General features: G+C 67.2%; 24 protein-coding genes. 12 read left to right on the top strand and 12 right to left on the bottom strand.

Going from position 1 to position 21,607, the window contains the following annotated elements; all coding sequences use genetic code 11:
• Nucleotides 1-6 precede the first annotated feature (6 nt).
• Together LH400_RS13485 and LH400_RS13480 are read right to left on the bottom strand one after the other, a co-directional pair.
• Nucleotides 7-1,500: an FAD-linked oxidase C-terminal domain-containing protein gene (locus LH400_RS13485; RefSeq protein ID WP_229153254.1), complete on the bottom strand. Its 1,494-nt coding sequence runs from the start codon at nt 1,498-1,500 to the stop codon at nt 7-9.
• A 79-nt stretch (nt 1,501-1,579) separates the two neighbouring features.
• Nucleotides 1,580-2,875, bottom strand: coding sequence for a DUF3422 family protein (locus tag LH400_RS13480; protein ID WP_229153253.1), 1,296 nt, complete (start codon nt 2,873-2,875; stop codon nt 1,580-1,582).
• Between the two features lie 194 nt (nt 2,876-3,069).
• Here LH400_RS13480 and LH400_RS13475 point away from each other — a divergent pair, with 194 nt between their 5' ends.
• From LH400_RS13475 to LH400_RS13440, 8 genes are read left to right on the top strand one after another with little or no spacing between them, the layout of a single operon-like run.
• A complete protein-coding gene (locus tag LH400_RS13475) occupies nt 3,070-3,852 on the top strand; it encodes a (Fe-S)-binding protein (RefSeq protein WP_229153252.1) in 783 nt (260 codons plus the stop codon).
• A 14-nt stretch (nt 3,853-3,866) separates the two neighbouring features.
• Nucleotides 3,867-4,406: an O-acetyl-ADP-ribose deacetylase gene (locus LH400_RS13470; protein WP_229153251.1), complete on the top strand. Its 540-nt coding sequence runs from the start codon at nt 3,867-3,869 to the stop codon at nt 4,404-4,406.
• A complete protein-coding gene (locus LH400_RS13465; protein ID WP_229153250.1) occupies nt 4,403-4,876 on the top strand; it encodes a DUF29 domain-containing protein in 474 nt (157 codons plus the stop codon). Before LH400_RS13470 ends, LH400_RS13465 begins: the two co-directional genes overlap by 4 nt.
• The gene (locus LH400_RS13460) at nt 4,873-5,331 is read left to right on the top strand and encodes a DUF29 domain-containing protein (RefSeq protein ID WP_229153249.1); all 459 of its coding nucleotides are present in this window, start codon (nt 4,873-4,875) and stop codon (nt 5,329-5,331) included. Before LH400_RS13465 ends, LH400_RS13460 begins: the two co-directional genes overlap by 4 nt.
• A gap of 5 nt (nt 5,332-5,336) precedes the next feature.
• A complete protein-coding gene (locus LH400_RS13455; protein ID WP_229153248.1) occupies nt 5,337-5,819 on the top strand; it encodes a DUF29 domain-containing protein in 483 nt (160 codons plus the stop codon).
• A 3-nt stretch (nt 5,820-5,822) separates the two neighbouring features.
• Nucleotides 5,823-6,137 (top strand): DUF29 domain-containing protein, encoded by a 315-nt coding sequence (locus LH400_RS13450; protein ID WP_229153247.1) that lies wholly within the window; start codon nt 5,823-5,825, stop codon nt 6,135-6,137.
• A gap of 8 nt (nt 6,138-6,145) precedes the next feature.
• Nucleotides 6,146-7,594 (top strand): LutB/LldF family L-lactate oxidation iron-sulfur protein, encoded by a 1,449-nt coding sequence (locus LH400_RS13445; protein WP_229153246.1) that lies wholly within the window; start codon nt 6,146-6,148, stop codon nt 7,592-7,594.
• The gene (locus LH400_RS13440) at nt 7,591-8,265 is read left to right on the top strand and encodes a LutC/YkgG family protein (RefSeq protein WP_229153245.1); all 675 of its coding nucleotides are present in this window, start codon (nt 7,591-7,593) and stop codon (nt 8,263-8,265) included. The genes LH400_RS13445 and LH400_RS13440 overlap by 4 nt, the downstream gene beginning before the upstream one ends.
• Nucleotides 8,266-8,343: 78 nt before the next feature.
• Here the strand turns inward: LH400_RS13440 and LH400_RS13435 are convergent, their stop codons facing one another.
• Nucleotides 8,344-8,769 (bottom strand): Uma2 family endonuclease, encoded by a 426-nt coding sequence (locus LH400_RS13435; protein WP_229153244.1) that lies wholly within the window; start codon nt 8,767-8,769, stop codon nt 8,344-8,346.
• Nucleotides 8,770-8,976: 207 nt separating this feature from the next.
• Between LH400_RS13435 and LH400_RS13430 the strand changes: the two genes are divergently transcribed.
• From LH400_RS13430 to hisA, 3 genes are all read left to right on the top strand, one after another.
• Complete coding sequence (locus LH400_RS13430; protein WP_229153243.1) at nt 8,977-9,609, top strand: LysE family translocator; 633 nt, start codon at nt 8,977-8,979, stop codon at nt 9,607-9,609.
• Between the two features lie 108 nt (nt 9,610-9,717).
• A complete protein-coding gene (locus tag LH400_RS13425) occupies nt 9,718-9,948 on the top strand; it encodes a hypothetical protein (protein WP_229153242.1) in 231 nt (76 codons plus the stop codon).
• Between the two features lie 157 nt (nt 9,949-10,105).
• On the top strand, nt 10,106-10,843 hold the full coding sequence (hisA, locus tag LH400_RS13420) for a 1-(5-phosphoribosyl)-5-[(5-phosphoribosylamino)methylideneamino]imidazole-4-carboxamide isomerase (RefSeq protein ID WP_229153241.1): 738 nt from the start codon (nt 10,106-10,108) through the stop codon (nt 10,841-10,843).
• Nucleotides 10,844-10,877: 34 nt separating this feature from the next.
• Here hisA and LH400_RS13415 read toward each other — a convergent pair whose 3' ends face one another.
• The 5 genes from LH400_RS13415 to cysK form a co-directional block, all read right to left on the bottom strand.
• Entirely contained in the window at nt 10,878-11,639 is a 762-nt protein-coding gene (locus tag LH400_RS13415) for an OmpA family protein (protein WP_229153240.1), read from the bottom strand.
• An 11-nt stretch (nt 11,640-11,650) separates the two neighbouring features.
• Nucleotides 11,651-13,009 (bottom strand): hypothetical protein, encoded by a 1,359-nt coding sequence (locus LH400_RS13410; protein WP_229153239.1) that lies wholly within the window; start codon nt 13,007-13,009, stop codon nt 11,651-11,653.
• Between the two features lie 187 nt (nt 13,010-13,196).
• Nucleotides 13,197-14,840 carry a hypothetical protein gene (locus tag LH400_RS13405; RefSeq protein ID WP_229153238.1) on the bottom strand — a complete coding sequence of 548 codons (1,644 nt, stop codon included), beginning with the start codon at nt 14,838-14,840 and terminating at the stop codon, nt 13,197-13,199.
• 183 nt (nt 14,841-15,023) lie between these two features.
• Nucleotides 15,024-15,578 carry a DUF6653 family protein gene (locus tag LH400_RS13400; protein WP_229153237.1) on the bottom strand — a complete coding sequence of 185 codons (555 nt, stop codon included), beginning with the start codon at nt 15,576-15,578 and terminating at the stop codon, nt 15,024-15,026.
• Between the two features lie 144 nt (nt 15,579-15,722).
• On the bottom strand, nt 15,723-16,721 hold the full coding sequence (gene cysK / locus LH400_RS13395) for a cysteine synthase A (RefSeq protein WP_229153236.1): 999 nt from the start codon (nt 16,719-16,721) through the stop codon (nt 15,723-15,725).
• A 285-nt stretch (nt 16,722-17,006) separates the two neighbouring features.
• Between cysK and LH400_RS13390 the strand changes: the two genes are divergently transcribed.
• A complete protein-coding gene (locus LH400_RS13390) occupies nt 17,007-17,813 on the top strand; it encodes a GGDEF domain-containing protein (RefSeq protein WP_229153235.1) in 807 nt (268 codons plus the stop codon).
• A 34-nt stretch (nt 17,814-17,847) separates the two neighbouring features.
• Here the strand turns inward: LH400_RS13390 and dut are convergent, their stop codons facing one another.
• From dut to ubiB, 4 genes are all read right to left on the bottom strand, one after another.
• Complete coding sequence (dut, locus tag LH400_RS13385) at nt 17,848-18,300, bottom strand: dUTP diphosphatase (RefSeq protein ID WP_229153234.1); 453 nt, start codon at nt 18,298-18,300, stop codon at nt 17,848-17,850.
• Nucleotides 18,297-19,517: a bifunctional phosphopantothenoylcysteine decarboxylase/phosphopantothenate--cysteine ligase CoaBC gene (coaBC, locus tag LH400_RS13380; RefSeq protein ID WP_229153233.1), complete on the bottom strand. Its 1,221-nt coding sequence runs from the start codon at nt 19,515-19,517 to the stop codon at nt 18,297-18,299. The genes dut and coaBC overlap by 4 nt, the downstream gene beginning before the upstream one ends.
• 28 nt (nt 19,518-19,545) lie before the next feature.
• Complete coding sequence (locus tag LH400_RS13375) at nt 19,546-19,851, bottom strand: FitA-like ribbon-helix-helix domain-containing protein (protein WP_229153232.1); 306 nt, start codon at nt 19,849-19,851, stop codon at nt 19,546-19,548.
• 163 nt (nt 19,852-20,014) lie between these two features.
• Nucleotides 20,015-21,601, bottom strand: coding sequence for a 2-polyprenylphenol 6-hydroxylase (ubiB, locus tag LH400_RS13370; RefSeq protein WP_229153231.1), 1,587 nt, complete (start codon nt 21,599-21,601; stop codon nt 20,015-20,017).
• Nucleotides 21,602-21,607: the final 6 nt, after the last annotated feature.

The following is a 21,607-nucleotide window of genomic DNA, read 5'->3' as shown; positions in this document are numbered from 1 at the left end:
CTCGTCCTAGAACCTCGGCAGATCCGGGAATGCCACCTGCCCCTTGTGGACATGCATGCGCCCGAGCTCGGCGCAGCGGTGCAGCGTCGGGAACACCTTGCCGGGATTGAGCAGGTGCTTGTCGTCGAAGGCGCATTTGACGCGCTGCTGGTGCTTCATGTCGGTCTCGTCGAACATTTCCGGCATCAGGTCGCGCTTTTCCACGCCGACGCCGTGCTCGCCGGTGAGCACGCCGCCGACCGCGACGCAGAGCTTCAGGATGTCGTTGCCGAACTCCTCGGCACGGTGCAGCTCGCCTTCCTTGTTGGCGTCATAGAGGATCAGCGGGTGGAGATTGCCGTCGCCGGCATGGAAGACGTTGGCGACGCGCAGGCCGTATTTCTCCGACATCGCCTTCATGCCGGCCAGCACCTTCGGCAGTTCCTTGCGAGGGATCGTGCCGTCCATGCAGTAATAGTCCGGCGAGATGCGGCCGACCGCCGGGAAGGCCGCTTTCCGCCCGGCCCAGAAGGCGGCGCGCTCCTCATCCGATTCCGAGACCTTGGCGGTGACGCAGCCGGTCGCCTTCGCGATCGCCTCGACCTCGGCGAGGAGATGGTCGACCTCCGCCGCCGGCCCGTCGAGCTCGACGATCAGCAGTGCCTCGACGTCGGTCGGATAGCCGGCATGGACGAAGTCCTCGGCGGCCAGGATCGCCGGCCGGTCCATCATCTCCATGCCGCCGGGTATGATGCCCTTGGCGATGATCGCGGCGACACATTCGCCGGCCTGTTCGGAGGTCGGAAAGCCGATCAGGACGGCGCGCGCGGTCTCCGGCTTCTGCAGGATGCGCACCGTCACCTCCGTGACGACGCCGAGAAGCCCCTCCGAGCCGGTCATCAGCCCGAGCAGGTCGTAGCCCTCAGCGTCGAGATGCTTGCCGCCGAGGCGGACGATCTCGCCCTCGATCGTGACGAATTCGATGCCGAGGACGTTGTTCGCCGTCAGCCCGTATTTCAGGCAGTGCACGCCGCCGGAGTTCTCCGCGACATTGCCGCCGATCGAGCAGGCGATCTGCGAGGACGGGTCGGGCGCGTAGTAGAAGCCGCGATGGGCGACGGCATGGGTGATGCCGAGATTGGTCACGCCCGGCTGGACGACGGCGCAGCGATTGTCGAAGTCGATCTCGAGGACGCGGTTGAACTTCGACAGGACGAGCAGCACCCCGTCCTGGAGCGGCAGGGCGCCGCCGGACAGCGATGTGCCGGAGCCGCGCGGAACGACGGGGATCTCGTTCGCATGGCAGTATTTCAGGACCTTCGCGACCTGCTCCACAGTGTCCGGCAGGACGACGACCAGCGGCAGCTGGCGGTAGGCGGTGAGCCCGTCGCTCTCGAAGGCGCGCATCTCGTTGGTCGAATCGACGACCCCCTCGCCGGGCACGATGGCCTTCAGCGCCCCGACGATGGCGGCGCGGCGCTGAAGGATCGCCTCGGACGGCTTCGGCATCAGAACGGACATCGGCGGCGTACTCCCTTGTTTCGCAAAGGTAAGACCGGTGGCCCCGAAGGTCCACATGCGCAAGCTGCACCGCTCGACCTCAATGCCCGTCCTCGCCGCCGACATGATGCTTGCGGATGCGCTCGACCACCCACCAGACCCCGACGAGCGCCACCGGAACGAACAGCGCCGTCAGCATGGTCGAAGAAACCGGCAGACCCTCGTGCTCCAGACCCTTCGCCACATAGCCGAACAGGCCGACGACATAATAGCCGATGGCGGCAACGGAGAGACCCTCGACGGTCTGCTGCAGGCGAAGCTGCAGCCGCGCGCGGCGGTCCATCGAGGCGAGGAGATCGCGATTTTGATGTTCGAGTTCGACGTCGATGCGGGTTCTCAAGAGATTGGCGGCGCGGCTGAGCTTCTCCGACAGGTTCGCCTGGCGTTCCTCGATCGCACGGCAGGTGCGCATGGCCGGCGCCATCCGGCGCTTCAGGAAGGCGGTCCAGCTTTCCTGGCCGGCGATCGGCTGTTCGGCGACCGCGACGAGGCGTTCGCGCACGATCTCGTCATAGGCACGGCTCGCGCCGAACCGATAGAGCACCGAGGCAGCCGAGGCTTCCACCTCGGCGGCGGCGAGCGTGATCTCCTGGAGGAGGAGCCGGCTGTCCTCCGTGCCGCCCTTCATCTCCTGGGTGATTCCCATCAGACGGCCTTCCAGCGCCTGCACCTGCGGTCCGACGGAATGGGCGAGCGGCAGGCCGAGAAGTGCCAGAGTGCGGTAGATCTCGATCTCGACGAGGCGCATGGCGAGCGCTCCCGCCCGCGCAGGCGGCAGGCCGTCGTCGAGGACGAGTATCCGGGTCAGTCCGTCGCCGTCCTGGCGAAAGTCGGTCGCCGCATGGGCGAGGCCGGCTTCCATGACCGAGAAGCAGAAGCTCGTCCTGTCGAAGACCTCGAGCCCGGCCCGGCCCGCCTCGTCATGCGGCCGCAATTCGAGATGCACGCCGGCGATCAGCGGTCCGGGCGGCTCGAACTCCGCTCCGAAGGGATGTCCCTCGACCGGATCGCCGAACCTTGCCGGCGGCGGCCCCTCGTAGGAATAGGTGCAGAATTCGGTATGGCGCTCCCATCTGAGCCGGCCCTTGCCGAAGGCGAAGGAATGCGTCCGCGCATCCTTCGCGGGCGGCGGCACGCCCCGCTTCACCGACATTTCGGACAGGATCGCGAGGTCGCTCTCGCCATGGTCCTCGTTCATGAAGGCGAGGACGACGAGCGCGCTCGGCAGTTCGATCAACGGGAACGGCCGGGCGTGCAGTTCGCCGAGCACGCTCGCACGGCGCGGATCGGCCGGAAACCGCTCGAGCGACGCCTTGCGCAACGTGACCTCTCCCATGCCGCACCCCATGTCCCGATCCGCAGCGGGCCGTGCCCCGGCCGCCCGCTGCGATCCCAAAGGTGCCCGCCCATCTGCTAGCCGATGCGGCACCGCGATACCAAGCGCGATTTGAAATTGTTCCAAAACCGGATCAAAAGAACCGCAGTGATGGCCGCCGACCGTGCATCGGCCGCCAAGGAGGTGGAAAGCCCGTGAGTGAAACCACAGTTCCGGCGAACGCCGAGGCCGACGTCGCCCTGTTCGTCACCTGTCTCGTCGATCTGTTCCGTCCGAGCGTCGGCTTTGCGGCGATCAAGCTGCTCGAAGATGCCGGCTGCCGCGTCAGCGTACCGACCAACCAGACCTGCTGCGGCCAGCCGGCCTACAATTCCGGCGACCGCGACGACACCAAGGCGATCGCGCGGCAGGTGATCGAGACCTTCGAGCCTTACCAATATGTGGTCGCGCCGTCGGGCTCCTGCGGGGCCATGCTGAAGAAGCACTATCCCGAACTCTTCGCCGGCGATCCGCAATGGGAGACGCGGGCGAAGGCGTTTTCCGACAAGGTGTTCGAGCTCGTCAGCTTTCTGGCCGACATCCGGGGCGTGACGGCGGTCGACGCGGCGGTGCCCGGCAGCGCGACCTATCACGATTCCTGCTCGGGACTGCGCGAGCTCGGCATTCACGACCAGCCGCGCAAGCTGCTCGGCTCGGTCAAGGGCCTGACGCTGACCGAACTCGAAGACGCGGACGTGTGCTGCGGCTTCGGCGGCACCTTCTGCATCAAATATCCCGACGTCTCGAACGCAATCGTGACCAAGAAGGCCAAGCGCGTGAAGGCCAGCGGCGCCGACATGCTGCTCGCCGGCGATCTCGGCTGTCTGATGAACATGGACGGCAAGCTGAAGCGCGAGGGCACGCAGGTCGCCGTCCGCCATGTGGCGGAAGTCCTGGCCGGCATGACCGACACGCCGCCCATCGGCGGCAAGCTCTAGAGACGGCGGAGACGATGACGCGCGTTGCGCGCGGCGAGACGATCCTCGAGGTCCTGACCGCGGACATCACCAAGCTCACCCTGGACGCGATCGTCAACGCCGCGAACCAGGGTCTGAAGGGCGGTGGCGGGGTCGACGGCGCGATCCACCGCGCTGCCGGCAAGGCCAGGCTGCAGGACGCCTGCCGTCAGATCGGCTCCTGCCCGACGGGCGAGGCGCGCATCACCCCCGGCTTCGGCCTTCCCGCGCGCTTCGTCATCCATGCCGTCGGCCCACGCTGGAAGGACGGCTCGAAGGGCGAGGACGGTCTCCTTGCCGGCGCCTACCGCCATTCCTTCCGTCTGGCGGTGGAGCACGAGGTCCGCACCATCGCCTTCCCCGCGATCTCGACCGGCGTCTACGGCTTTCCCAAGGAGCGGGCTGCGGCGATCGCTGCCAGGGAAAGCCTCGCGGCGGCGGAAGGCGAAGCCTTCGCGCGGATCGTCCTGTGCTGCTTCTCGGACGGCGATGCGCTAGTCTACGGCAAAGCGCTCGAACAGGAGGCGGGTTCATGAGCCTCGCCAAGGACAAGCCCGGGCTCGCAGAGCCGATCCGCTACGACGAGGACTTCACCGCCTGGGCATTCGAACAGGCGCAGCTGCTTCGCCGGGGCGAAATCGCAGGTGCCGATCTGCCGAACCTCGTCGAGGAGATCGAAAGCTTGGGAAACGAGCAGATCCATGCGCTGGAGTTGCTCTACACGCTGCTGATCTTCCATCTCCTGAAATGGCAGTTTCAGCCGGACCGCCGGTCGCGCTCGTGGGACCTCACGAGCTATATTGCGCGAGCGCAGATTGCCCGGCGCGAGAGGCGCAATCCCTCGCTGCGCGCGCGCGCAGGAGAAATCGTCGACGACATTTATGCGCAAGCTCGCGGTTTGGCGACGAAGGAAACCCGTCTGCCGATCGAGACGTTTCCCGCGATCTGTCCCTACACGCTGGAGCTCCTGCGCGAGCAGGACGCCATGCCGGAGTGCGTGAGATGAGCAACGCGCCGAAGATCGAACCGGCCGACGATCTCTACGGCAGGGACGGTCACGCCTGGGCGGAGCGCGAGGCGGCCTTGTTGCGCGAACGGCGGTTCAACGACATCGACCTGGAGAATATCATCGAGGAGATCGAGACGGTGGGCCGGTCGGAATGGCGCAGCATCGTTTCCAACTATCGTCTGATCGCCATGCATCTTCTGAAATGGCAGTTTCAGCCGGAGCGGCGGACGCGCTCCTGGTCAAACACGATCCAGCGCGAGCGCCGATCCCTGAAGCTCAACGAGAGCAAGAATCCGTCCCTCGCTGCCCACCCGCAAGAGCAGATCCAGCCGGCCTACGAAGCCGCTCGCGGAGACGCTGCGGACGAGACGGGCCTGCCGCCGTCGATCTTTCCGGAGGCCTGCCCCTATACGGTGGAGCAGCTGCGCGATCCCGACTTCCTGCCGGAGTGAGTGAGATGAGCCTCGCCAAGGACAAGCCCTATTACACGACACCCTCCGACTACGAGGACGACGTCTATGCCTGGGCGTTCGAGCAGGCCCAGCTCCTGCGCCTCGGGCGCTTCTCGGAGGTCGATCTGCCGAACGTAATCGAGGAAATCGAGAGCGTTGGCCGCGAGGTCAAGAGTATCATCACGAATGCCTATCGCGACCTGATAGCGATACTTCTCGAATGGGAAGCACGACCGTCCTCGCGGACGCGGGAGAACGCCAAGGCGATCTTGAACGCCCGAATCGCGATCGAAGAAGAGGAGCGCGAGGCCAAGACGCTGCGTGAAGGGGCGGCTCACGTCATCGAGAGCGTCTATCCTCAGGCCGTCCGGCTCGCGGCGGGTGCAACGGACCTCCAGCGCGATGATTTTCCGGCTGAATGTCCCTACGATCTGGCGTTTCTTCGTAATCTGGACGCGATGCCGGCCGACATGCCGCTTTTCGACTGAGCCATGGGCAAGCGCCACCGCAGGGCCCATCATTCGAGCTACCGCATCTTGATGCTGCATCTCTTGAAACGGCAATTTCAACCGACGCGGCGATCGCGCTCTTGGAGGGACAGTATCAGGCGGGAGCGCGAGAACATTTCGGAGCAAGAAGATGTGAGCTCCGACTATCGAAATATCACCGAAGGCGAGATTGCGACGATCTATCGGCACGCATCTCGCCTGGCGTCGCAGGAAACCCGTCTGCCCCTCTCGACCTTCCCCGACACCTGCCCCTATACCACCCAAGAGCTTCGCGATCGCGACTTCCTGCCGGAATAAGGCCTCCCATGCAGATCACCTCACAAACCTTCAAGGCCAACACCGTCAAGGCGCTCGCCGACGTCGACCTGCAGCGCGCGCTCGGCAATGTCGAGCGCGGCTTCATCGGCAAGCGGCAGACGGCGGTCGACGCGCTGCCGGAGTTCGACCAGCTCCGCGACAACGCAGTCGAGATCAAGAACCATACGCTGAAGCATCTCGACCTTTACATCGAGGCCTATGTCGAAAAGGTCGAGGCGTCCGGCGGCAAGGTGCATTTCGCCGAGGACGCCGACCATGCGCGGCGGATCTTCCTCGACATCGCCAAGCGGCGAAAGGCGAAGACCGTCACCAAGGGCAAGACCATGATCTCGGAGGAGATCGGCCTCAATGCCTTCCTGGAAGAGAACGGCATCACGCCGGTCGAGACCGATCTCGGCGAATATATCATCCAGCTGAGGGGCGAGCATCCGAGCCACATCATCGCGCCGGCGGTCCACATCAACCGCGACCAGGTGGAAGCCGACTTCCGCAAATTCCATGTCGATCTCGACCCGAAGCGGGACCTGACCGAACCGGTGACGCTGCTCTCCGAGGCCCGGGAGATCCTCCGGAAGAAATACGGCGAGGCCGATATCGGCGTCACCGGCGCGAACTTCCTGATCGCCGAGACGGGGACCTCCGTCATCGTCACCAATGAGGGGAATGGCGACCTCACCCAGCTTCTCGGCAAATGCCATGTGGTGCTCGCCTCGCTGGAGAAGATCGTGCCGACGCTCGAGGACACGGCGCAGATCCTGCGCGTCCTCGCCCGCTCGGCCACCGGTCAGGACATGAGCGTCTATACGACGCTCTCGACGGGGCCGAAGCGCGCCGAGGACCCGGACGGGCCTGAGGAATATCACGTCATCCTCCTCGACAACGGCCGCTCCAACATGCTCGGCACCGAGTTCGAGGAGATGCTGCGCTGCATCCGCTGTGGCGCCTGCATGAACCACTGCCCGGTCTATCACGCGGTCGGCGGCCACTCCTATGGCTGGGTCTATCCCGGCCCGATGGGCGCGGTCCTCACGCCCTCGCTGATCGGCGTCGACAAGGCCGGGCATCTGCCCAACGCGTCGACCTTCTGCGGGCGCTGCGAGGCAGTCTGCCCGATGCGCATTCCGCTGCCGAAGATGATGCGGCACTGGCGCGAGAAGGAGTTCGAGAGCCATCTCCAGCCGCAGGCGGCGCGCAGCGGTCTCGAAATCTGGGCCTATTTCGCCAAGCGGCCGAAGCTCTACCGGGCGGCGGTGTCCTTCGGCATGCCGATGCTGAAGCTGCTTGCCGGCCCCAAGCGCCGCTTCCGCAAGCTGCCCCTTGCCGGCGGCTGGACGAAATGGCGCGACCTGCCGGCGCCGGAGGGACGCACCTTCATGCAGGCCTATGCCCAGAGCGATCATTCCAGGGGCGGCCATGCCGAGGGAGGCCGGCAATGAGCGGCTCGACCAGGGACGCCGTGCTGGGCCGCATCCGCCGGGCCAATGGCGCGCGGCCGGGCGATCCGGAACGCGAACGGATCGTATCCGAGCGGCTCGCCGCTGCGCCGCGCGGCATCGTTCCCGAGCGCGGGCAGTTGCCGGACGAGGAGCGCATCGACCTCTTCCTCGCCATGGCCGAGAAGGCCAATGCCACGGTCGCCCGGATCGGGAGCTATGCGGAGCTTCCCGAAGCGGTCGCGACGTTCCTGCGCGAGAAGAACCTCCCTGCGGAATTGAAGATCGGCGCCGACCCACGCTTCGCCGATCTCGACTTTTCGGACACCGCGCTGACCGTCACCCATGGCGCCAGCGACGGCGACGACCTCTCGGCCCTGTCCCACGCGGCGGGCGGCATCGCCGAGACCGGGACGGTGATGCTGACCTCCGGGCCGGACAATCCGACCAGCCTCAACTTCCTGCCGGAATATCACATCGTCGCGGTCTCGGCGGGTGACGTCGCGGGCGACATGGAAACGCTGTTCGCCAAGCTCCGGGAGCGCCACGGCAAGGGCGGGATGCCGCGCTCGGTCAACTTCGTCACCGGCCCGTCGCGCTCTGCCGACATTGAGCAGACGCTGCTTCTGGGCGCGCACGGGCCGCGCAGCCTGCACATCGTCCTGGTGGGCTGACCGGCCGGGCTGCCGCGCAGGAATGGCCGCGGCGAAGGGCCGCTGCAACGCTATGGTCGCCGGTCTGCCGCCATGCCGCTACCACGAATTCTTGCGCATGACATACCGTCGCGTCACCCTGTGGAAAGGGGCGGTCCGGTCAGGGAGGAAATCGACGATGCGGCGACGGTGGATGGCAGCGGCCATGACGATCGGATGCGGCGGCTCGGGCGCGATCAACGCATCAGGGTCAACCTGATCGCAGTCGACGCCGGCATCGGTCCTTCTGATCTGGCCTGGAAGCGTCTGGACGCAAAAGTCTGCGGTGAAAGGCTTGCACGGCTTGCTGCGAAGTCGGACACGGAGCTCGCCCAAAACGTTCAGCACGATATTATCGTGCCGCGCGCTCGGCCCGGTCATCATCTTGACCGGGACACCACCGACCAGTTCGTAAAGCCCCTCCCGGCCCTCCTGCCACCGAAGAAATTCGTCTGCTGACCAGTGACGCACGGCAGCATCGCTCATCGTCGACCGCTTCGATTGGTTGCTCCACACGGGGATGTTAGCACGAAGCCTCATCCGGCGCAGCCGAAGGACACGACGCCTCGGTCGACCGGCGGCAGCGGCGACGGCCCTCCCCTCGGTCGGAAATCACGGTCGTCCGAAGGCACTCGACAACGGCGCCCATCCGTGGATTGCTGGCGTTCGACGTCCGTTCTTGGAGGCCTCGCCATGCCCGTCGATCCCGCAACCCTCGCCGCCTTCGTCCTTGCGACGGCAATCCTTCTCGTGATTCCCGGCCCGACCGTGGTCATGGTGGTCGGCCAGGCGCTGGCGCATGGCCGGGTGGTGGCGCTCGCCAGCGTCCTCGGAGTGGGGCTCGGCGACCTGATTGCCGCGAGCCTGTCGCTTGCGGGGGTCGGCGCCCTTCTCGCGGCCTCGGCCACGGCCTTCGTGATCCTCAAATGGCTGGGCGCCGCCTATCTCGTCTTCATGGGCGTGAAGCTGTGGCGCAACCCGCCGGACTTCACCGAAACGGCCGGCGATCCGCGGCAGGGCACACCGCGCAAGGTCTTCCGGGACGCGTTCCTCGTCACCCTCTTCAACCCCAAGGGCATCGTCTTCTTCGCCGCCTTCGTGCCGCAGTTCATCGCGCATGACCGGCCGTTCCTGCCGCAGGCCGCCATCTTCGTCGCCAGTTTCGTGGCGCTCGGCATCGTCAACGCCGCGCTCTATGCCCGGCTCGCGGCCGGCGCACGGCGTCTCGCCCGCCGACCCTCGATCCTGCGTGCGATGGGCCGGACCGGCGGCCTGTGCCTGATCGGGGCGGGCCTCGCCTCGGCGCTGGTGCGGCGGCCGGCCTGACCGGCGCCCTGCCCGACCAACGAAACCGCCTCACGGTCGCGCCCCTCCTTCGGAACCGGCGTTGACCGCCTTCGTTCTGTCCATGACCACCCAACATGGAGCAGACCCATGAAGACGCTCGACGACAGGGCTCTCGACGACGCCATGAATCCCGACCCGCGCAAGACCGGCGGCATGGCGTCCGAGGCCGACGCCCCCAAGAAGCGACCCGCCACCGAAGCGGAGCGGCCGGCCGACGAAGACGACGAGGAACTGGACGAGGCGCTCGACGAGACCTTTCCCGCCTCCGATCCGGTCTCGCCCAGCCGGATCGACGGGCCGACCGACAGCGAACGCTGAGCCTTCCCGATAAGACCGCGAAGGCTGCCGGCCTTCCTTTTTCGCGTGCTACCGCCACCGCCCGAGGCTTTTCCTCGGGCGGCATCTGTGAGAGACCACCGGCTCTGTGGCCGGCCCCTCGGATCCGGCTTTTCATGAACTGAGGCTGGCGCAGGCGATGATCCTCTATCCCGCGATCGATCTGAAGGGCGGCGCCTGCGTGCGCCTGAAGCTCGGCCTGATGGACCAGGCGACGGTCTACAACGCTGATCCGGCGGGCCAGGCGCGTGCGTTCCGGGACGCCGGCTTCACCCATCTCCATGTCGTCGACCTCGACGGGGCCTTTGCCGGCCGCGCCGTGAACGGCGACGCGGTCGATGCGATCCTTGCCGCCGTCGGCGACACGATGAAGGTCCAGCTTGGCGGCGGTATCCGCACGATGGACGATGTCGCGCGCTGGCTGGACAAAGGGTTGTCGCGGGTGATCCTCGGGACGGTCGCGGTGCGCGATCCCGATCTGGTGAAGGATGCGGCGAAGCGCTTTCCCGGCAGGATCGCCGTCGGCATCGACGCCAAGGGCGGCAAGGTCGCGGTCGAGGGCTGGGCCGAGACCTCGGAACTCACCGCCGTCGATCTCGCGCGACGCTTCGAGGACGCCGGCGTCGCCGCCATCGTCTATACCGATATCGACCGCGACGGCGTCCTGGCGGGCATCAACTGGGATGCGACCATCGACCTCGCCGAGGCGGTCTCGATCCCGGTGATCGCCTCCGGCGGCCTCGCCTCGATCGCCGACGTGGTGCGCCTGACCATGCCGGACGCGCAGGAGCTGGAGGGCGCGATCTCCGGCCGCGCCCTCTATGACGGTCGGATCGACGCCGGCGAGGCGCTCGCGATCCTCGCCGGACGAGGCTGAGGAGGAGCGAGCTGCCGGCGCGGCGGATCGGAACTCAACGGTCGAGAAGGACGATCTGCACCCGTCGATTCTCCGGCGAATCCGGGTCGAGCGGATTCTTCAGGTCGCGTTCGCCGCGGCCGGCGGTGATGAAGCGGTCCGGCGAAAGGCCGGAAGCCCGTTCGAGCGCGAAGGCGAGCGCCTCCGAGCGGCGGCGTGAGAGTTCGAGATTGTAGGCGTCTCCGCCGGCCGCATCCGTATGGCCCATCAGGACGAAGCGCTTGCCCACGAGACGCGGATCGGCCATTGCGCGCGCGAGTTCGTCGATCTTCCAGCGCTCGGAGGGGAGCGGCTGGGCATCGTTATAGGCGAACAGCACCTCGACATCGATCGAGGGCAGCGGCTCGGCGCGCTTTTCCGCCCTTTCCGCCTCGGCCCTCGCGAGTTCCTGCTGCGACGTGCCGACGACCGCCAGGGCCGGCGGCTCGGGCTCGTTGGCGATGACGCCGAGATTCTGCAGATCGTCGAGCGAAAAGGAACGGGCAGCCTTCTGCGCCGAGCCGCCGCAGGCAGAACCGGCGCTCACCAGGCAATCGCTGAGATCGGGCGCCGCCGCGGGTACGCTGGCCTGCGGACTGGGTGCAGGTTTTGCCTCGCCGGTCGCGGAGGGTGCGATCGACTCGAATTCGAAGCTGTCGAGCGATATCCCCTGCCCGATCGCAGCTTGCGGAACGAGGATTGCCGCGAGGAAGAGCCCGCCGAGAAGGCGCGTGCGCCCCGCCGGGCCGATCCGTCCTGAGACGCCGGTAGTCTTCATCAGAATCCTCTTCACTGCCGTTTCTCGAATGTTCCGATCGCGTAGCCGACGCCGTCCGGCATTTTCGCGATGGGGTCCGGCGCGTCGCCGGCGAGATCGTCGCGGATCGTCGAGAGCCAGCGGCCGAGCACCTCGCGGGCCGGCTCCGGCGTGCAGCTCGAGCAGATCAGGCCGAGCCGATGCGCTCCGATCGGATCGCTCTCCTCGATGATGAGCGCATGCCGCGTCTCCGGGTCGGCACGATAGATCGTCGTACCGTCGGGACCCGGCAACAGGTCGAAGATCTGAAGCGGGATGGGCGTCGCGCGGCCGCCCGCAACCGCGAAGAAGACCGGCTGGCATTGACGCACCGAGGCTCGCACCGACAGCTTGTCGCCGGTCCGGGTCAGCGCCGGGCCGACCGAAAAGTCGACGATCTCCCCGCGCTCCACGCACGCCGGCGGTGCCGTGCAGGTCTCCAGCGAGGCGCCGTCCGTCGCTACCTGATAGCTCCGGCGATAATGCAGCCGCTTGTCTTTCAGGAACGTGACGAGAAGGTCGAGCGCCCCAGGCGTGTCGGACGGCACGGTGAAGCGAAGCGACAGCAGCGCGTCCGTCTCGCCGCCAGCTTTCGACCGGTCGTCCGCTTGCGGAGCCGCCAGCGCCGGCAGCCTGCCGACGGTGCGGCCCGCGCCGAAGTCGAGCGTGCCGCTCCTGTAATAGGCGTCCTGGAACCGGTCCGCCGCCCGGTCGAAAAAGGCGCAGGTCTGCGGCACGGACGTCTCCAGCCGAAGAGTGTCCAGATCTGCGAAAAGCGGCGCCATATCGCCCAGCGCCAACCGGTAGGCGCCGTCCAGCGTGACGAAGTCGGTGGATGAGACCGCGGAATCCGCCGGCCCCAGGTCGGCAAGGCCAACGCTCTGCGTGACGCTTCGGCTGCAGCGATAGGCGCCGGAGCCGTCCCGGGCGAAGACGACGAGTTCGAGCCGCGCCGTCTCAGGCGTCGGCCGCGTGGCCTTCAAGACCATCGGCAGGGTGGAGGTGCCAAGTTGCGACAGGGCCCGGGCGAGCGCCTCCCGGTCGGCTTCGCCGCCACTGGAGATCGGCGCAAGCGCCCCGGCATTTTCCACCGGGCTGACATTCAGCTTGGCCTCGGTGCCGTTGATCGCCGAGAGCACGAGGCTGTTCAGCCGGCTGCGGTCATTGCCGCTGAAATGCGGATCGGCGAGCGGCAGGCCGTAGAAGCTGACGGAATAGGGGCTGTTCTGGTCGGCGCCGATGCAGCCGCTGGTGAAGACGTCGATCAGCGTCCGGTCGAGCGCCTGCCGGATCTCCTTCGCGGCGTCCGGCCCGTCGGCCGCAGCGGCGGAGTGGAGCCCACTGAAGGCCATGACGGCAAGAATGAGGATCGGGCCGAGACATGGCCATCGGAGGGACCGCGCGCCGATGCGCCGCGCCCAAGCCAGCCGCGCTCTCGCCCTTCGCTGATCGTTGCTCCGTCGTCCCGCCATGAACCGGGAGTGGAATCCGCAGAGCGAAAGCGGCCCGCCCGAACTTGCCGCCGCCATCGCGAAGGCCTCACTTCTTCGCACAGGGGAGCCCCGCTTGCCCGAACCGCGCGGTGCAGGCGATGCGCCCGATCGCCTTTTGCGCTGCGGGCGAAGCGCGGCCGTCGCGGCCGACCGGGAAGTGCATCCGCACGATCGCCGCCGCATCGCTATCGCCGAGGGCGAGATTGTAGTAGCCGGAGCGCCGGTCCGCCTCGAGCCCGGAATAGACGAAGGCGTCGGCGAACTCCTTGCGATAGGTGATCCGTCCGCGCGGTTCTGCATCCCGCCGCGCGGCCTCGGCATCAAGCAGCGCCGGCGCGCCGACCTCAACCTCGACGTCGAGATCGCCGAAGCGATAGGTTCGGCGCCCAACGGCATTCTGCAGCGGGTCGGCGTCGGACACGAGGGCCGCGCTGAACCGCGACAGGAGGGTCGAGACTGGCTCGGACGGCCGCTCGACGGCCGCAGGCTCCGAAGGCTCCGAAGGCTCCGAAGGCGAAGGCTGGGACGGCAGCGCGATGCCCGCCTTGTCGTTCCGCATGGCGAGACGCGCCGCCTGCGGCAGATCGGCGATCCGCATCTCGTTCGGCAGGAGCCAGGAGAGCATAGGGGTCAGCCGCAGCGTGCTCTGCGCGGCCTGGCCGCCATTGTAGCCGGCCTGGTTCCAGCCGTCCTGCGCGAAGACGAAGTGGACGAAGGGCTGGGTGAAGGTGTCGCTGACATCGGCCTTCCAGGCCATCCGCGCGACGGAGATCGAGAATTGCGGCGAGGGGATCGCCTCGCTCGCCAGCGCGCCGCAGAACGAGGTGTTCAGCGGCCGGTCGTCGACGCGATAGCCGAGATAGGTCTCGCCTGCCTCCGCCTTGCTGTCGGCCTCGCCATATCGACGTTCCAGATTGTTCGGATCTGCCAGGCTCATATTGTAGTATAGCGCGATCAGCTTGGTGCAGACGTTCCAGGTGATCGCCTCGCGGCCGAGGCCAAGGGTTTCGACCGGGGCCGGGGGAAACTCGGCGCGAAAGGCGACGAGGTCTGCGATGGTGTCGAGCGACATCACCTGATCCGGCCCCATGCCGACGATCCGGTCGATCACCTGCGGCGCGACACCGAAGACTGTGAGGAAGCGGACGAGGGCGGAGATGCCGGTCCGCAGCCCGTTCGCCTGGATGCCGAGCCTTTCCTCCGGCGCGAGCGCCGCCATCGCCTGCGCCGAGATGTAGGGGGAATGGAAGCCGATCCTGGCTCCCGGCTCGATGGTGCGGTCGATATAGGTGCCGACGCCGCCGGTGGCGTGGAAGCCGGAACCGCCAAGCCAGGCGAGCGCGCAGGCCGAGAGGCAGACCTTGCCGTCTTCCACCACGGTCGCGACATTGGCCTCGCGGATAGCCTCGGCGAGCGCGATGCCCTCGCTGAAACTCCCGCCGGGACTGTCGAAGCTCACGATCGCCGAGACATTCTCAATGTCGCAATCCTTGCCGGCGCAGATCTGCTTGATCAGTGCCGCGAGCTTGTCGCGGTCGCCCTTGGTGACCACGCCGGAAAAGGTGATCAGCGGCTCGAACCGGGAATGGCTGTAATGCTCGCGACCGAGACGAAAATCACCGGCGAAGGCGACCACCGGCAGAAGGATCGCGGCGAGGGCCGCAATCGCGAGTGGTCTGATCGCCGGCATGTCTTGCCTCCTCCCCTTCGAACGGCCGGTTCGAACGGCCTGTCCACAATCCCGGCGATCCGGCCGCAGGATCGTTCTTGACGTATGGGAAGAATAACAAGTCTATCATCGGCTGCAACGGCAAACCGGCCAGACCGTCCGGGCGGTTTGCAGGTTGCGCGTGGGTGCCGCCCGCGATTCCGGCTATAGCCGCCCGCGGGGCGCTCCCCGGCTGGGGTCCTCCCGACGCCGCGGGACGTCGCCGATGGCCCGGCCCGGATCAGCGCGAAGCCAGTCATCGTAGAGCCAGACCATGCGGTCCACGAACCAGAGCTTGCCGCCGGACGCCATGACGAGGCCGAAGAGCGTGGGCCAGGCCTTCAGGGCGACCAGGCCATAGGTGAGGATCATTGCCCCGATAATGGAGACGGCGGTGAGGATCGCTGCCGCCCGGCGATGATGTCCGGGGATCGGCTCATGCCGGCGCGAAAGGAAGACGCGCTCGCCGAGCGTTCCCTTCGAGGCCCAATTGTCGAGGGATTCAGGAGGCGGAAACAGCCGCGGATTGACGAAGGCGAAGAGCGCGACCGCCGTCAGCGGCGCCAATGCCCACCAGCCGATCCAGGCCCGGCTGAAGACGGCGAGGGTGAAGAGCGGGAGGATCGCGACGCGGGTCCACACGCTCCATGGATTGGCATGGCGCGCCCAGGCCCGTCCGTCCATTCCCATCATGCGCTCGGAGAGGGCGAAGAGATCCATGTCCTCCAGGCGGTGCTTGCGACGGCGCGGCAGCGCCCGGCCGGGAAGGCCGGGAGAGCCTCTCCCGGCCGTCGCTTCTGGCGCAGGGGTTCGGCCAGCGGCCCGCCCCGTGCGGTAAGTCCGGCGATTGCCGGACTCGGTCCGCTAGGCCCCGGGTTCGGACGTAAGGCCGTCGAACAGGGCGGTCGACAGATAGCGCTCGGCGAAGGACGGGATGATGACGACGATGTTCTTGCCCTCCATCCCCTCGCGCTGGCCGACCTTGATCGCCGCGGCGAGCGCCGCGCCGGAGGAGATGCCGACCGGCACGCCTTCCAGCCGGGCGACGAGCCGGGCCAGTTCGAAGGATTCCTCATTAGAGACCTGGACGACCTCGTCATAGATGTCCCGGTCGAGGATCGCCGGGGCGAAGCCCGCGCCGATGCCCTGGATCTTGTGCGGACCGGGGTCGCCGCCCGACAGGACGTGCGAAGCCTCCGGCTCGACCGCGACGACCTTGAGGCCAGGCTTTCGTGATTTGAGCACCTGGCCGGCGCCGGTGATGGTGCCGCCCGTGCCGATCCCCGCGACGAGGACGTCGATCCCGCCGGCGGTGTCGTTCCAGATCTCCTCGGCCGTCGTGACCCGGTGGATCTCCGGATTGGCCGGGTTCTCGAACTGCTGCGGCATCACCGAATCCGGGATCTCGGCGATCAGTTCCTCGGCCTTGGCGATGGCGCCCTTCATGCCCTTCGGCCCTTCCGTCAGGACGAGGTCGGCGCCGAGCAGGCGCAGCATCTTTCGCCGCTCGATCGACATCGTCTCGGGCATGGTCAGGATCAGCCGGTAGCCCTTGGCCGCCGCGGCGAAGGCGAGCGCGATGCCGGTATTGCCCGAGGTCGGCTCGACCAGCGTCGTCTTGCCCGGGGTGATGCGGCCGTCCGCCTCGAGCTTCTCGATCATCGCGACGCCGATACGGTCCTTCACGCTGGCGATCGGATTGAAGAATTCGAGCTTGGCGAGAAGATTGGCCTTCACCCCCTTCTCACGGGCCAGCTTGTTCAGCCGCACGATCGGGGTATCGCCGATCGTATCGACGATGGAATCGTAGATCTTGCCGCGGCCCTTCGTGCGGGCCTGGTTCTGGTTGGCAGACGTATCCATGAGCGTCCTCCTGTTCGGCACCCGGTCTGCGAGCGCCCTTTTCCGTCGTCAGCGTCAATTTAGGTCATGATGTCGCGAGCGTTGAGGCGGGAAATGCCAAAGCCGTGGCGCGATGTGAAACAGCGTTCCATTTCCGGCGCGCAAGGGCGCCACACGGTCCAGAAAAATCAGGATTGCTCAATTGTCCGCAAATCCGTCAATCGTTTCTTGGGTTGATTCCGCGACACTCGCCGAAAGGGACAGGTGACGCGCCGGAACGACGGCAATAGCCGGTGGAGTTAGACCATGAACCGCCATTTCACATTCATCAAGGACGCCTGCGGCGAGTTCATGCTGCTCGTGGCGGTGGTCACGCTCGCCTCGGTGGCCTTCACCTTCGCCACCTTCCAGTCATACGGCCAGGACGTCCTCCTGAGCGCCCTGCTTCTGGCGCTGGGAATCCCGCTCGCCAGCGCCGTCCCCTATCTGATCTTCCTCTCGGTGCGCATGTCCTCGCTAATGACGGACAATGACGGCCTGCAGCGCGTCGCGACGACCGACCGCTTGACCGGCGTCCTCAACCGGCAGGGCTTCGACCGCAAGATCCGGCGGCATATCCACGGGCTGGTCGGCCAGACCGAGATGGGGCTTCTGGTCCTCATCGTCGACGCCGATCACTTCAAGCGGATCAACGACCGCCTGGGCCATCCGGTGGGCGATCAGGCACTGAAGAAGATCGCCGCGACGCTTCACCGGTCGGTGCGCGGCACTGACGCGGTCGGCCGCCTCGGCGGAGAGGAATTCGTCGTGTCGCTGCCCTGCACCGATCCCGAACAGGGCATGGCCGTCGCCGAGCGCCTGCGCCAGGCGATCAACCGGCTGGTCGTCGGGCAGGGCGCCAACAGCGCCCAGCTCTCGGTCTCGATCGGCGGGGCTTTCCTGCGCACGCCTCAGTCCTTCGACAGGATCTACGCCGTCGCCGACGCCAATCTCTACCGCTCCAAGCAAGACGGACGAAATCGCTGCACGATCACCTCGATCGCGGCGGGCGGGCGCGGTCATTTCCAGCCCCGCTCGGCTCACCGGCCGATCGCGCTCGTCGACGCGCGTTGAGCCGCACCTACGAGACCGCGCCGCTCACACCCAGTCAGCCGCTGCCGGTCGAGCCGAAGCCGCCCGCCCCGCGCTGGCTGGCGGAAAGGTCCGCCGCCTCTTCGAACGCGGCGCGGACCACCGGCGCCACGACCATCTGGGCGATCCGGTCGCCGGGCGCCAGCGTGTATGCCTCGCCAGACAGATTGACGAGAAGCACCATGACCTCGCCGCGATAGTCGCTATCGATCGTGCCGGGCGTGTTGAGAACGGTGACGCCGTGCCGGGCGGCGAGGCCGGAACGCGGCCGCACCTGCACCTCGTAGCCCTGCGGGATCTCGAAGACGAGACCGGTCGGCACCAGGGCGCGCGCGCCCGGCGCGAGCGTCAGCTCCTCGGATATCGCGGCGCGAAGATCGGCGCCCGCCGCCCCCTCCGTGGCATAGGAGGGCAGCGCGATATCGGCGCCATGCGGCAGGCGCGCAATGCGGATCGTCGGGGCGGTCATTGCGCCTCCAATTGGGCGAGCCGCGCCGCGATCCAATCGCCGAGGCGCCTTGCGACGTCCGTCTTGCCCAGCTTCGGCCAGTCCTCGACGCCCTCGCGGGTAACGATATGGACGGTGTTCTCCGTCCCACCCATGACGCCGGCCGTTGGCGAGACGTCGTTGGCGACGATCGCGTCCGCGCCCTTGCGGTCGAGCTTGACCCTGGCATTGTCGAGGAGTGCGTCGGTCTCCGCCGCAAATCCGACAACCAGCTTCGGCCGGTCCGGTGCATGGCCGATGGTCGAGAGGATGTCGGGATTCTCGGCGAGGGAGAGCGTCGGCGGCCCGCCCGCGTCCTTCTTGATCTTCGCCCCGCTTTCGCTCGTGACGCGCCAGTCCGCGACGGCGGCGACGAAGACCGCGATATCGGCCGGCATCGCCTTCTCGACCGCCGCGAGCATCTCCCGCGCCGTCTCGACGTGATGCACCGTCACGCCGGGGGGATCGGCGATCGCCACCGGCCCGGAGACCAGCGTCACCTCCGCGCCGAGTGCCGCCAGCGCCTCGGCGAGCGCATGGCCCTGCCGGCCGGAAGAGCGGTTGGCGATGTAGCGCACCGGGTCGATCGGCTCGTGCGTCGGACCGGACGTGACCACCGCCCGGCGGCCTGCCAGCGGCTTGTGCCCGGCGTCGAACAGAACCTCGGCGGCCGCGACGATCTCCAGCGGTTCCGCCATGCGCCCGGCCCCCGCCTCGCCGGCCTCGGCCATCTCGCCGGCATTCGGCCCGACGAAGCGGACGCCGTCGGCTTCAAGGCGCGCGAGATTGCGGCGCGTCGCCGGATGCGCCCACATCGCCGGGTTCATCGCCGGCGCCATCAGGACCGGCGCCCGGGTGGCGAGCAGGATCGCCGTGGCGAGATCGTCGGCCCGGCCGGCCGCTGCCCGCGCCATGAAGTCGGCGGTCGCCGGCGCGACAAGGATCGCGTCGGCCCCGCGCGCGAGGCGGATGTGGCCGACATCGTGCTCGTCCTCGCGGTCGAAGAGGTCGGTGAAGACCTTCGAAGCCGAAAGCGCGCCGACCGAAAGCGGCGTTACAAAATGCGCCGCCGCCGCGGTCATCACCGGCGTCACGGTGGCGCCGCGCTCTCTTAAGCGGCGGACGAGGTCGAGCGACTTGTAGGCAGCGATGCCGCCGCCGACGACGAGGAGGATGCGCTTGCCGGAAAGGATGCTCATGCGGGGATGGCCGAGGTATCGACGACGATCATTCCTCGACAAAGCTCCAGAGTTCGTCGGTGAATGCCTTTTGGTCGAAGGGCTCACCGAGCTTTCGGCCAAGAGATTGGAACCGCTTCATGACCCTCTCCTGCTCCTCGGGAGAGCGCCGGGACTGATCTTTCAAGAATATGTCGCCGCGCGTCTGCTCGGGCTGGCGTGGCTGGGCCTCGGACACCCTCGCCGTCAGAAGGCCCCTAGCCTCCTCTTCCACGGTGCGCCCGTTCAGGCGCGCGATCTCTTCCAGCCGATGCAGGGCCTCGTCGGGAACATCGGAAATGGTCAGGCTCGCCATGGCTGCCTCGCAAGATCTTGCGCGGCCGAAGCCGCCTCGTCTTCCTATCTATGCGGAGAGGCGCGGCCGGGCAACGACGCGGTGGCGGCGGAACCGGCCCCGGCGGCTGTGCGACATTCGTGCCGGCGGCGACGGTTCGTTCTTCCTCGGGAAGTCCCTTGGCTCAGCCGAAGAACAGCGTCCCGGCGATCGCCACCAAAGCCGCGGCGATCACCCAGCGCTCGATATGGCCGAGTACGATGGAGGTCTTGGAATCCTTGACCAGTTCGACCAGCGTATCGTCGTTGAGCCGCAGCCCGTTCTCGATCAGCTCCGGCAGCTGCGAGGCGAGGACGTCGAGACCCACCGCGAAATCCGGCGCCTTGCGAACGAGCCGCAACAGCGCATCGAGCCCCTGCCTGGCATCGCGCAGCTTCGCCGCCGGTCCGAGCTCGTTCATGATGTAGTCGGAGACGACGGGCTCGGCCGCGACCCACATGTTGAACTTCGGGTCGTAGGTCCGCGCGACGCCTTCGACCACCACCATGGTCTTCTGCAAGAGGATCAGTTCCGGCCGGGTCTCCATGTCGAAGAGCTCGGTCACCTCGAACAGCAGCGACAGGAGATGGCCCATCGAGATCGTCTCGGCGGGTTGGCCGTAGATCGGCTCGCCGATCGCCCGCAGCGCCTGGGCGAAGCTCGCCACGTCCTGGTTGCGCGGCACGTATCCGGCCTCGAAATGCAGCTCGGCGACCCGCCGGTAGTCGCGCCGGATGAAGCCGTAGAGGATCTCGGCGAGGAAGCGCTTCGAATTGTCCGACAACCTTCCGACGATGCCGAGGTCGACCGCAACGATCGCTCCGTCAGGCGCAACGAAAAGATTGCCCTGATGCATGTCGGCATGGAAGAAGCCGTCGCGCATGGCATGGCGCAGGAACGACTGGACGACCTTGACGCCGAGCTGCTTCAGGTCGTGGCCGGCCGAGGCGACGGCGGCCACGTCGTTCATCTTGATGCCCTCGATCCATTCCATGGTGAGGACGTCGCGCCCGGTCCGCTCCCAGTCGATCTTGGGGACCCGGAAATCGGGATCGTCGACGGTGTTGTCGGCCATCTCGGAGGCGGCTGCGGCTTCGAGGCGAAGATCCATCTCGATCTTCGTCGACTGCGCCAGCGTCTCGACGATCGCGACCGGGCGAAGGCGCCGCGAGGACCGCACGAAGCGCTCGAAGAATCTGGCGATGAAGGCGAAGGCCTCCAGCTCGCGTCGGAACCGCCCCCTTATCCCCGGCCGGATCACCTTGACCGCCGCCACCCGCTCGCTGCCGTCCGGATTGCGGATCCGCGCCTTGTAGACCTGCGCGATCGAGGCCGCGCCGATCACCTCGCCGAGATCGATGAAGAGGTCCTCGACCTTGCGGCCGAGCGTCGTCTCGATCTCGGCGACCGCCTGCGCGCGCGGAAACGGCGGCACCTTGTCCTGCAGGGAGCCGAGGGCCCGGGCGATCTGCGGGCCGACGATGTCGGGCCGCGTCGCCAGGAACTGGCCGAGCTTCACATAGGAGGGGCCGAGGCGATGCAGGGCGCGCGACAGATTGTCGGAACTGGCCCTTTCCTCGGCCGAGCCGCGTGCTACGAACCGCGACAGCGCATGCAGGAATGCCGGCCCCGCCGGGAGCCCCTCAGCCGGGAAGGACGCGATGACGCCTTCGCGCGCCAGAACATATATCGCCCGTATGAGGGCGACCGTACCATAAACGGGATTGGCCAAAGCTCA

It is taken from the genome of Jiella soli, assembly GCF_020615385.1.
Taxonomy (GTDB): domain Bacteria; phylum Pseudomonadota; class Alphaproteobacteria; order Rhizobiales; family Rhizobiaceae; genus VKMB-3413.
The sequence above is the reverse complement of the archived record's forward strand: the minus strand, read 5'-3'. Positions and strand labels throughout refer to the sequence as shown.